Here is an 11508-nt window from a genome sequence, read left to right as displayed (position 1 = left end):
AAACCTACTGTACAATGAGCATGGATATCAAACAAATTCAAGACCTGATTAAGTTTGTCGCTAAATCGGGGGTGAATGAAGTATCTATCGAGGAGAGTGATTTCAAGATCACGATAAAAACCAGCCACGAGCCTACATACGTGACTGCGACGTTACCCGCTCCGGTGGCAGCACCGCTGCCCCAGGCCGCTGCGGCGCCCGTAGCAACGGACAGCGTACAGCAGCCGACGGCGGGGAAAGCAGAAGAGGCATCCAACTATATTACCATCAAATCGCCGATGATCGGTACATTTTATCGGTCGCCATCTCCGGACAAGCCGGCATTTGTCAATGTAGGTGATGAAATAACCTCGGGAAAGGTAGTATGCATTGTGGAAGCCATGAAGCTGTTCAACGAAATCGAATCTGAAGTTTCCGGCAAAATCGTCAAAGTATTGGTAGACGACGCGCAGCCTGTTGAATACGATCAACCGCTTTTCCTGGTTGAACCCAAATAGCACCTCGGGTTGACACCTATTAACACAGCGTTTACGCAAAAACACAACTATCGATAGCAGATAACTGACGTTCATGTTTAAAAAGATATTAATAGCCAACCGCGGAGAAATAGCGTTGCGCATCATCCGTACCTGCCGTGAGATGGGCATCAAGAGCGTGGCTGTTTACTCTACGGCCGACCGTGATAGCCTGCATGTGCGCTTTGCCGATGAAGCAGTATGCATAGGCCCCCCACCCAGCAAAGAATCATACCTGAATATACCAAATATCATATCCGCAGCGGAACTGACCAATGCGGATGCCATCCACCCCGGATATGGGTTTCTTTCCGAAAACGCACGGTTTTCATCTATTTGCAAGCAATACGGCATCAAGTTTATCGGCGCGACCGCCGAGCAAATAGAGCAGATGGGCGATAAATCTTCGGCAAAGGAAACCATGAAGAATGCCGGAGTGCCAACGATTCCCGGTTCAGAGGGACTGATCAAGGATGTCAAAGAAGGCATCAAGATCGCCAACGAAATCGGATACCCCATTATTCTTAAAGCAACGGCAGGCGGTGGCGGCCGCGGTATGCGCATCGTATGGAAAGATAACGACTTCGAGCCTGCATGGGATTCGGCACGGCAGGAGGCAGGCGCGGCCTTTGGCAACGATGGCATTTACCTCGAGAAGTATGTAGAAGATCCCCGGCACATTGAAATACAGGTGGTGGGCGATCAATATGGCACCGTATGCCATCTTTCTGAGCGCGACTGCTCCATCCAGCGGCGGCATCAGAAGCTCATCGAGGAGGCTCCCTCTCCTTTTATTACGCCTGAATTACGGAAAGCCATGGGCGAGGCAGCAATCAAAGGCGCCAAGGCTGTAAACTATGAGGGTGCGGGCACCATCGAATTCCTGGTGGACAAACACCGCAATTTCTATTTCATGGAAATGAACACCCGTATCCAGGTAGAACACCCTGTCACCGAGGAAGTTATAAATTTTGATTTGATCAAGGAACAAATCAAGGTAGCAGCAGGCATCCCCATCTCGGGCAACAATTACGAGCCCACCATGCATGCCATCGAATGTCGCATCAATGCGGAAGACCCATTCAATAATTTCAGGCCATCGCCGGGCAAGATCACCAATTTCCACTCACCGGGCGGACATGGTGTGCGGGTAGACACCCACGCCTACTCAGGCTATGTGATCCCGTCTAACTACGACTCGATGATTGCCAAGCTTATTTGCGTGGCGCAGACCCGCGAAGAGGCTTTATGCACCATGGAGCGTGCGCTAAGTGAATTTGTCATCGAGGGGGTTAAAACCACCATACCGCTTCATCTGCGGTTGATGCGCGATCCCAACTTCAGGGCAGGCAATTTCACCACCAAGTTTATGGAAACTTTTGATTTAAGCGAATAATGTAATATACCCTACGGCAAAATACCATTCTTACCAATCAGAATGGTATTTTTGCTTTTTATCCGTCGTCATGAGTAAATTATCCGGAAAGAAATTAATCGATACCCTCAAAAATAAAGGTAAGAGCATCGAGGCCGAAATGTCGTTTTTCGATCATCTTGAAGTATTGCGCTGGCACCTCATCCGGTCGGCAATCGCCGTGGTGGTCTTCATGCTATTGGCTTTTTCGTTCTATGACTTTATTTTTGATAAGATTATTATGGGCCCCAAAAGCCCTGATTTCTGGACGTATCGGGTGATGTGCACGATCGGCGAATGGCTCAACACACCGGATTTTTGCGTGACGGAGGTGCCGGGCACCATTATCAATACACAGATGGCCGGCCAATTTATCATGCAGATCAACTCCTCGCTGATTATGGCGGTCGTACTGGGTTTCCCCTATCTGCTGTACGAAATATGGTTGTTTGTGAAGCCGGCGCTGACAGACATCGAACGGAAATCGGCCAGTGGCTTCGTGGTGTACGCCAGCATGCTGTTCGCCCTGGGTATCCTGTTCGGCTACTACGTAGTCGTTCCCCTTGCAATGAATTTCTTGGCCAACTATTCCATCAGCGACGAAATCAACAACACCATTACCATCAACAACTATCTATCCTTTGTCGCTACCCTCACGCTGGGATGCGGCATCGTATTCGAACTGCCCATCGTCATCTACATCCTTTCCAAACTTGGTATCATGACGCCTCAGTTTATGCGCAAAACACGGCAGTATGCGATAGTCATTATCCTGATCGTTGCGGCGATTATCACACCTACCCCTGATATCATCACAATGCTTACCGTGAGCTTCCCGATGTTTCTGCTGTACGAGCTGAGCATCATTGTGGCTTCAAGGGTACACAAAAGGCGGATGAAGGCCGAAGTTGATTTTTACAGGGGAGAAAATAAGTAACACGTATAAACCATGACAGCTAAAAAAGCGATTGCCATCGGCGGGGACCATGCGGGATTTGAGTACAAAGCCGCATTGGTACGATTCCTCGAAGACGAAGGATACGCAGTCAAGGATTTCGGCACCTACACTAACGACTCGGCAGATTATCCGGATTTTGCCCACCCGGTAGCGGAGGCAGTGGAGCGCGGCGAGTTTGAGCGCGGTGTACTGGTCTGCGGCAGCGCCAATGGGGTAGCCATCACCGCCAACAAACATCAGGGCATCCGCGCAGCCATCTGCTGGCAGGAAGCGCTGGCGGTGCTATCAAGGCAACACAATGATGCAAACATCGTGTGCATCCCGGCCCGTTTCATCGACGTGGAATTGGCCAAGGCGGTCGTAGGCAAGTTCTTGACTACCGACTTCGAGGGCGGCCGCCACGCCAACCGGGTAGAAAAAATCGCTTGTCATTGAATAGCCTGATGCCTTATGTCTCATGTCTCATATTTAACAAAAGCACAATGAAGCAGTTATTATCTTTATTATTCCTCATCCCAGCTTTCTACGGATGTGTTCTGGCGCAGGATCCGGTACAGCTGAAGTATGCCTCAGAAATCAGTCCTGAAGCAGCAAGAGAACACTTATCTATCCTTGCGTCCGCAGAATTTGAAGGGCGCGGTACCGGTGAACCAGGTGGTGAAAAAGCAGCGGCCTACATCGCCGAAGAATTTAAGAATTTGGGGTTGGCCGCGCCTGTAAATGGTTCGTATTTCCAGCCTGTAAAGTTGGTGCGCACTCGTTTCGATGTTAAAACATTTGAAATAGCCGGCAGACCGTTTATTAATGGGAAAGATTTTTACTTCGTTGGCGGCGGGCCTGAAACCAAGGTCAACGCCAAGGAAATCGTGTTTATTGGGTATGGCATCAGCGAAGACAAGTACGACGACCTTACTGGCATCGACATCAGGGGCAAGGTCGTGATGCTGCTCAATGAGGGTGAGCCCAAAGATGCTAAAGGCAATTCCCTGATTACTGGTACGGACACCCCATCAGAATGGGTAACCTCCCGCACCAAGCGCCTACAGAACATTATCGCAAAGGAGCCCAAGTTAATCGTAGCGGTGTCAAGCGCGATTAATGAATCGCTCGAACGTTTTGGCAACCGGTTGGTACAGCCGCGCATTGCGCTGGAAGAGAGCGGCACTCCACCGGCACCAAACAGTATCCCAGTTGCCAATATCAATACCGAAATGGCTAATCTCCTACTGGCAAACGCGAAGACCTCCATTGACGAACTGAGGGAAAAAATAGACAAAACGCAAAAAAGCCAGAGTAGGGCATATAAGACGAGGCTCAATGCTGCCTTTGGCACGGTAACCGAACCATTTACCTCGGACAACGTGTTAGGGTACCTGGAGGGAACTGATTTGAAGGACGAGCTGCTGGTTATTATGGCGCATTACGACCACGACGGCAAACAAAACGGCACCATATTCTTCGGAGCGGATGACAATGGCTCAGGAACGACGGGTGTGCTGGTTCTAGCTCGAGCCTTTGCCAAAGCGAAAGCGGCGGGCCATGGCCCGCGGAGGAGCATTCTCTTTATAGCTGTGACCGCCGAAGAAAAAGGCCTGCTGGGCTCAAACTATTATTCGCAACATCCGGTGTTTCCTTTGAAAAGCACCGTAGTCGGCATAAATATGGATATGATCGGCCGCATAGATGATAAACACCTGCGCGGCAACCACAATTATGTGCATGCAATCGGTTCGAGCATGCTCAGCGCTGAGCTGAAGGCTATCAACGAAAATGCCAATGCGGAATATACACATATGGAACTGGATTATATGTACGATGACCCCAATGATCCCTTGCGTATCTATTACCGCTCTGACCAGTATAATTTCGCAAAACACGGCATTCCGGTTATTTTCTATTTCAGCGGGCTGCATCCGCATTATCACACACCGGAAGATACCGTAGACAAGATCAACTTTGAAATGCTGGCTAAACGTGCCCGCTTGGCATTCCACACCGCATGGGAAGTTGCTAACCGTGATAAACGCCTGGTGGTCGACTCAAATAAGAAATAAATTACCAAACAGGCAAGGTGCCAAGCACATCGAGGGCTTATCATCCGATAAGCCCTTGTTCTTTACTTACGATTCGATCCAGTAAACCTTTCTGCGTTCCCGCTGTTATATTTAAAACGAGAAAACCTTAAAAGTTAGCGCGATGAACAAGAGAAGTGAAGAAACAGAAAAAAAAGCGAAACAAACGGACAGCAAAGGAAAAAAGCAGAAAACCGAGCAACCAGCGTTTAAGCCTGAACGCTTTACCGTTGGGGATGTAAGAAAGCATAAGAGTCCGAAAACAAGCAGGAATCCGAGAGTTTTTTAGTACGCGCTGGATACAGTATAGCTCCCTTAAGGTGCTACCCATTGCATTAAGATGCCGCATAAATATCCGGCATAGGTACCGATGGCATAACTGAAAACAGCCATGAAAACACCCACCGGCACCAAGGCCGGATGAAATGCTCCTGCGGTGACCGATGCCGAAGCTACCCCCCCAATGTTGCTCATGCTGCCCATGGCGAGAAAAAAGAACTGGGCTTTGATCAGTTTCGCTACTGCAAAAAGCAGCGTAGCATGGAATAACAACCAGGTAAGACCGACCAGAAACAACCCGGGGTTATCCATGATAGCGAAAATATCCATCTGCATTCCGATGGTAGCGATGAGGACGTACAGAAAGACGGTCGCCACGCGTGAGGCACCAGCCTGTTCCAATTGCCTCACTTTAGTAAATGAAAGCGCTACCCCCAGGGTTGTCGCTAAGAGAACGACCCAAAAGAAATCGGATGTAAGGCTGAATTTGTCCAAGTGCGGTGCATTCTCACGAAAATAGCCCGCGATGATCCCAGACAAAAAATGAGCGACGCCTGTGACGCCGAAGGCCACCCCGAGCATTACGAAGTAGTCCTTCGCTTCGGCAGCCTTTGTTTCCTGTCCACGTTGCGTCTCCATCCGTTGTGTGAGCCTTGATACCTCATCGCCCTCCGCGCTGAAATAGCGGTCCAGTTGAGCTTGTTTTCCCGCGCCATAAAGGATAACAGCCATCCACCCATAAGCCACAAAGACGTCTACAGCCACCGTTGCCGAAAATATTTCAGGTGGTGGTTCAAAAATGCGGTACAGCGCGGCTTGGTTTGCGCCCCCGCCGATCCAGGAGCCCGCCAATGTTGCCAACCCCCTCCATGTTTCCCCCGCGACGACGTCAGGGGCAAACAGTGAGAAAAGCCACACGGAAAACGGACCTCCCAGCACAATACCCAGCAGCCCCGTAATGAACAGCAGCCCCGCCTTCTTTCGCAGTTTCCATACTTCGCGAAAATTCATGTTGATGGTAAACAGCACTAAACAAGCCGGGAGCAAATAATTCGAACTCATTTGATAAAGGTCAGAATCTGTTCCATCAATTACCCCGAATGAGTTGAACAGCCCTGGAACAAAATAGCAGAGCAGGAGCGGCGGTAAAACGGCGTAAAATTTCCGGAAGCCCGACAGTTTACTGTTGGATGTATAAAAGATGATGGCGAGAACAACCATAATCAGGCCAAATACGGTAGCATCATTCGTGATCAATGGCAATACGCTTGACGTGTTATCCATAACAGGCTATTGGTAAGTAAGCAAATTTCTTCGTACGCGCCAAAGGTAAAAAAAAAGCCCGGCTCATCCGGGCTTTCATACACTTGTTATGCAGATTACGATTGTAAGTTCAGGCGGATAGGTAAGGTGTATGCCACGCGCACGGGCCTGCCGTTCTGTATACCCGGAGACCATTTGCCGCCATTTTGCAGCACGCGGACGGCTGCTTCACCGGTACCGTATCCCAAATCTTCTAGCACCTTGATATCTGTAAGGCTACCGTCCTTTTCAACGATAAAAGATACTAATAATTTTCCATTCACACCCGCATCGATAGCCGCTTGAGGATAATCGTAATTTTGGCCGATGTATTCCATATACGCTCTCAAACCGCCAGCCGGCGTAGGTTCGATCTCGACCGATTGAAATATCACATCAGTAGACTTTTCAATAACCTCAGTTTTCCGCGCACCTGCTATGTCCTGCTGCGAATCTACCTCATCAACTGGCGTTTCGGTCTTAGGCGTAGCCAACTGCCTTGCAGCATTGTCTTCCTGCTCGGCGGACTTTCGCTCCACCGGCGGTGGGGGCGGGGAGTCGGGCGAGTAGCCGATGATTGCGATGGATCCTAATGGAACATAGCCGTCCGGCACCGGAGGCGGCGGTGGTGCTACCTGGCTTTCGCCCCGCCCGCTGAGCCGGAAATCTACAGAAACTAGGTACTTCCCCACAGGCGCCACGCGTCCTGCTTGATCACGTTGCAGTACATTCAGGATGTCAACCTGTTGACCCTCCCACAACTCATTGAGGAACTTTACCCGTTCGATAGTCCCATTTTCGGCCTTTTCGTATGTAAAGGCAACCATGCCCTGCTTGCCCTCATGTATCGCTTCTGCCGCGTAGTCGATGTTTTTGGCAAGGTACATTTTAAATTGCTTTGCATCCTCCTCAGCGCCGGAGACCCCAAGATCGGCTTCTTGATAGACCACGCCGTCGCCCCTTTGCTCGTGTCCTTGGCGTTGGTTGCACGCAAAGGAAAGCACCACCATGCCACCGATGAGGGGCAACAGCAACATGTACGACAACAGGCCCAACCTGGGTGATTTATCTCGCAATAGCATCGCTACCCGGCTTTTTAGCAACCGTTTGCTCGAGAATGTATGCATAAGTACTTGGTGATCAGCACCCATGGCGCGAGCCACAAGCAGCTCGGCGTACGCCATCGTGTCGCCGGCAGCCGATTTTCCGTCGGCGATGTATTCATGTTGTAGCCGGAGTGCACGCTCGTAAGCATATACTACCGGATTGAACCAATTGAATATTTTGACAAGCTGCATGAGTACGACATCCACGCTATGCCATTCCCTAACATGGACCTGTTCATGTAAGCGGATCCGGTCATGCTCCATCATCGTCCGGTCAACCCGGACGATGCCAAAAAATGAAAAAGCGTCACCTTTCGAATGCCTCCGCAGCATTCGCAGCGTCATCGTCAGGCGGCGCAAGACCATAAAGAAAGTCAACAGGCATCCGCCGATGTATCCGTAGGTCAATACATTGCGCAGCGTGAACGGCGAAGGCCGATCCACCTCAACCGCACCGGCTTCCACCACTACGGACTCTCCTACCTGGATGCCGACCAAGTAGTCCGGATAGCCTCCTGTCGTATTCCAAGACGGATGTTCCAGCAACGGTAATGTAAATGCGAGCAGTAACCCTGCCAGCAGATAAAACCGGTTCCACTGGAAAAATGTGCGTTTGCACAGAATCGCCCGGTAAAACCCGTAGAAAATGCCGAGGTAGAGGTTGGCAAGCAGTAGGTATATCATGGTTTCCCCCCTTTCTTTTTTGCCTCTTCAAGCATCCTTAACAACTCATCAGCATCTTTGAGGTCAAGCTTCTCCTCTTCGAGAAAGAACGACAGCATGTTCCTCGCCGAATTATTAAAGTAACCGTGCAGCAGCTTGCCCGTTGCGAATGTGCGGTAAGCTTCCTTCGAAACAAGCGGATAGTACCGGTGGCTTTTACCAAAAGCCTCATGCGCCACGAACCCTTTGGTTTCCAAAATTCGCACAATTGTGGAAACCGTGTTATACGCAGGCTTCGGATCGGGCAACCGATCGATAATGTCTTTGACAAATGCGTTGCCGAGGTTCCATAGTTCCTGCATAACTTGTTCTTCGGCACGTGTCAGCTCTTTCAACTCTTTCATGGATCGTTTTTGTTATCGTTTAATAATGAATGTTTTGCTAGCGGGTGACAAGTGCAAACGGTCAGCACGCAGTCATCCGGAATATCTTTGTAAAGCAAACATACAACTAATAATTTAGTTTTGCAATTAAAAAATTAGTTTTATCCGGTTGTCGCAGAATAGCCAATCTTTTGACGTTCGGATGAACATGGCGTCAAAAAATTTATCCGTACTTTGCGGCAAGCTAAATTGAAGGGAACAAATGAAGATAGGCATCGTATGCTATCCCACTTTTGGTGGAAGCGGAGTGGTAGCCACCGAACTGGGCAAGGCCCTGGCTGCCAATGGACACCAGATCCATTTTATCACCTATAGCCAGCCGGCCAGGCTGGATTTTTTTTCAGAAAACCTCTTTTATCATGAAGTAACGATCTCCAAATATCCGTTGTTCGATTTTCCGCCATACGAATTGGCCTTGGCCAGCAAGCTGGTGGATGTTGTCCGGTTCGAAAAGCTGGATCTGCTGCATGTGCATTATGCCATTCCCCATGCTTCGGCTGCCTTCATGGCCAAGCAGATTCTGGCAACCTACAACATTCATATTCCGGTGGTCACTACCCTGCATGGGACAGACATCACATTGGTGGGAAAAGATGCCAGCTACAGTCCGGTGGTCACATTTTCCATTAACCAGTCGGATGGCGTGACGGCAGTGTCCAACAACCTGAAAGAAGAAACGCTGAGCTATTTCGACATCAAACGGGACATCCGTGTCATCCCAAACTTCATTGACCTGAGCCGTTTCAGCCTCAAGCCGCGCCAGCATTTCAAGCAGGCCATTGCGCCCGGCGACGAGCGTATCCTTGTGCATACATCAAACTTCCGCAAGGTGAAGCGTACAACAGATGTAATCCGCATCTTTAAAAAGGTGCAGGAGAAGCTTCCAAGTAAGCTGCTTATGGTGGGTGACGGGCCTGAGCGTACGGCAGCGGAACAGCTCTCCCGCGAGCTTGGCGTAGCCAACGACATCCGCTTCCTCGGCAAACAGGACGCCATCGAGGAGATTTTATCGGTTTCCGACCTGTTCATCATCCCCTCGGGTTCGGAAAGCTTTGGTCTCGCTGCGCTGGAAGCCATGGCCTGTAAAGTACCTGTCATTTCATCCAATACGGGCGGACTGCCTGAATTGAATGTAGATGGCGTGACCGGCTTTCTCAGCGAAGTGGGTGATGTAGACGCTATGGCAGCCAATGCCATCCATATCCTTGAAGACAGCGTGCGCTTGGAGCAATTCAAAGATGCCGCATTAGACCGGGCAAAGGATTTTCAGCTCGCCAACATCATGCCGTTATATGAACAGTATTACCAAGAAGTGATCGCGGGCAGTTAAAAAAATTCTCTTATCTTTGCCGCTTGGAAGCCTCTTCCAAGACAGCAAGTTGTATGAAATATAAACGCATCCTACTCAAACTCAGCGGAGAAGCCCTCATGGGCGAGCAAAACTACGGCATTGACATCAACCGTGTAGCCCAATACGCAAAAGACATCAAGGAAATCCACAGCAAGGGGATGGAGGTAGCTCTCGTCGTCGGGGGTGGCAACATCTACCGCGGCCTTAGCGCCGAAAAGGCGGGCATGGACCGCGTTCAGGCGGACTACATGGGTATGCTGGCCACGGTCATCAACAGCATGGCGCTGCAGGATGCACTTGAAAAATTGGAGATCAAAACCCGTTTGCTCACGGCCATCAAGATGGAGCAGATCTGTGAGCCCTTCATCCGTCGACGTGCCGTACGCCACCTCGAAAAAGGAAGGGTGGTCATCTTTGGCGCAGGCACGGGCAATCCTTATTTTACGACAGATACGGCTGCCTCACTCCGGGCCATCGAAATCAACGCAGATGTGGTACTCAAAGGTACTCGCGTGGATGGCATCTACACGGCCGATCCACTGAAAGATCCTACGGCTTCCCGTTTTGACGAAATCACGTTCCAAGACGTGTACAACCGCGGGCTTAGTGTGATGGACATGACTGCCTTCACCCTGTGCCAAGAAAACAAATTGCCCATCATCGTGTTTGATATGAATAAACCCGGCAACCTGGCACGACTGGCAAACGGCGAACCCATTGGAACTTTAGTACGAGAATAGTTATCTTTGACCAAACCATAAGAAGAACGCATAACCATGGACGAACTGATATCCTTACAACTGGACGATAGTGCCGATCAGATGAAAAAAGCGGTGGCACATACCGAGTTTGAACTCACCAAAATCCGCGCAGGTAAGGCAATGCCTTCCATGCTTGATGGTATCCATGTGGATTACTACGGCACTTCCACGCCGCTTTCCCAAGTCAGCAACGTCAACACGCCCGATGCCCGCACGTTGGTGATCCAGCCGTGGGAAAAATCAATGCTATCCCATATTGAAAAGGCAATCCTCGATGCAAACATCGGGCTGACTCCGCAAAACGATGGTACCATTATACGGCTGAACATTCCACCGCTCACCGAAGAGCGGCGCAGGGATCTCGTACGGAAGGTCAAAGAAGAAGCAGAGAAAGGCCGTGTAGCTATCCGGAATATCCGTAAGGAAGCAAACGACGGTATTAAGAAGCTGAAGAACGACGGCGTGTCTGAAGACGATATTAAAGCCGGCGAAGCTGAAGTTCAGAAACTGACCGACCGATATATTGCCGATGTTGATAAACTAGCCGAAGCGAAGGAAAAGGACATCATGACGGTGTAACGAACGATGGCCTGCCTCGTGATTGCGAGCCCGAAGTGTTGCCCGAGGTTGTAAAAGCAATGGCT

The 11508-nt window shown here is 50.1% G+C and carries 11 protein-coding genes; 8 read left to right on the top strand and 3 right to left on the bottom strand.

The features are described from left to right. Positions 1–14 precede the first annotated feature (14 nt). The 5 genes from accB (at position 15) to ACFOET_RS13585 (ending at position 4941) form a co-directional block, all read left to right on the top strand. The gene (accB, locus tag ACFOET_RS13605; RefSeq protein ID WP_379023552.1) at positions 15–497 is read left to right on the top strand and encodes an acetyl-CoA carboxylase biotin carboxyl carrier protein; all 483 of its coding nucleotides are present in this window, start codon (positions 15–17) and stop codon (positions 495–497) included. A 73-nt stretch (positions 498–570) separates the two neighbouring features. Further along, positions 571–1911: an acetyl-CoA carboxylase biotin carboxylase subunit gene (gene accC / locus ACFOET_RS13600; protein ID WP_379023550.1), complete on the top strand. Its 1341-nt coding sequence runs from the start codon at positions 571–573 to the stop codon at positions 1909–1911. A gap of 70 nt (positions 1912–1981) precedes the next feature. Continuing rightward, the gene (gene tatC, locus ACFOET_RS13595; protein ID WP_379023548.1) at positions 1982–2866 is read left to right on the top strand and encodes a twin-arginine translocase subunit TatC; all 885 of its coding nucleotides are present in this window, start codon (positions 1982–1984) and stop codon (positions 2864–2866) included. Positions 2867–2878: 12 nt separating this feature from the next. Then, positions 2879–3322: a ribose 5-phosphate isomerase B gene (gene rpiB / locus ACFOET_RS13590; protein ID WP_379023546.1), complete on the top strand. Its 444-nt coding sequence runs from the start codon at positions 2879–2881 to the stop codon at positions 3320–3322. Positions 3323–3369: 47 nt separating this feature from the next. Further along, the gene (locus ACFOET_RS13585; protein WP_379023544.1) at positions 3370–4941 is read left to right on the top strand and encodes a M28 family peptidase; all 1572 of its coding nucleotides are present in this window, start codon (positions 3370–3372) and stop codon (positions 4939–4941) included. A gap of 333 nt (positions 4942–5274) precedes the next feature. Here ACFOET_RS13585 and ACFOET_RS13580 read toward each other — a convergent pair whose 3' ends face one another. From ACFOET_RS13580 to ACFOET_RS13570, 3 genes are all read right to left on the bottom strand, one after another. Further along, complete coding sequence (locus tag ACFOET_RS13580; RefSeq protein ID WP_379023542.1) at positions 5275–6522, bottom strand: DUF819 family protein; 1248 nt, start codon at positions 6520–6522, stop codon at positions 5275–5277. Positions 6523–6617: 95 nt separating this feature from the next. Beyond that, entirely contained in the window at positions 6618–8330 is a 1713-nt protein-coding gene (locus ACFOET_RS13575) for an energy transducer TonB (RefSeq protein ID WP_379023540.1), read from the bottom strand. After that, positions 8327–8713 carry a BlaI/MecI/CopY family transcriptional regulator gene (locus tag ACFOET_RS13570; RefSeq protein WP_379023538.1) on the bottom strand — a complete coding sequence of 129 codons (387 nt, stop codon included), beginning with the start codon at positions 8711–8713 and terminating at the stop codon, positions 8327–8329. Before ACFOET_RS13570 ends, ACFOET_RS13575 begins: the two co-directional genes overlap by 4 nt. Positions 8714–8954: 241 nt before the next feature. Between ACFOET_RS13570 and bshA the strand changes: the two genes are divergently transcribed. The 3 genes from bshA to frr are packed head-to-tail and all read left to right on the top strand — an operon-like array spanning position 8955 to position 11443. Next, a complete protein-coding gene (gene bshA, locus ACFOET_RS13565; protein ID WP_379023536.1) occupies positions 8955–10082 on the top strand; it encodes an N-acetyl-alpha-D-glucosaminyl L-malate synthase BshA in 1128 nt (375 codons plus the stop codon). 53 nt (positions 10083–10135) lie between these two features. Next, positions 10136–10843, top strand: coding sequence for a UMP kinase (gene pyrH, locus ACFOET_RS13560; protein WP_379023534.1), 708 nt, complete (start codon positions 10136–10138; stop codon positions 10841–10843). A gap of 36 nt (positions 10844–10879) precedes the next feature. After that, positions 10880–11443: a ribosome recycling factor gene (gene frr, locus ACFOET_RS13555; protein ID WP_379023532.1), complete on the top strand. Its 564-nt coding sequence runs from the start codon at positions 10880–10882 to the stop codon at positions 11441–11443. Positions 11444–11508 lie beyond the last annotated feature (65 nt).

The organism is Parapedobacter deserti (genome assembly GCF_042646065.1).
Lineage (GTDB): Bacteria > Bacteroidota > Bacteroidia > Sphingobacteriales > Sphingobacteriaceae > Parapedobacter > Parapedobacter deserti.
Note: the sequence above shows the minus strand (reverse complement) of the source record. Positions and strands in the feature narration are given on the sequence as shown.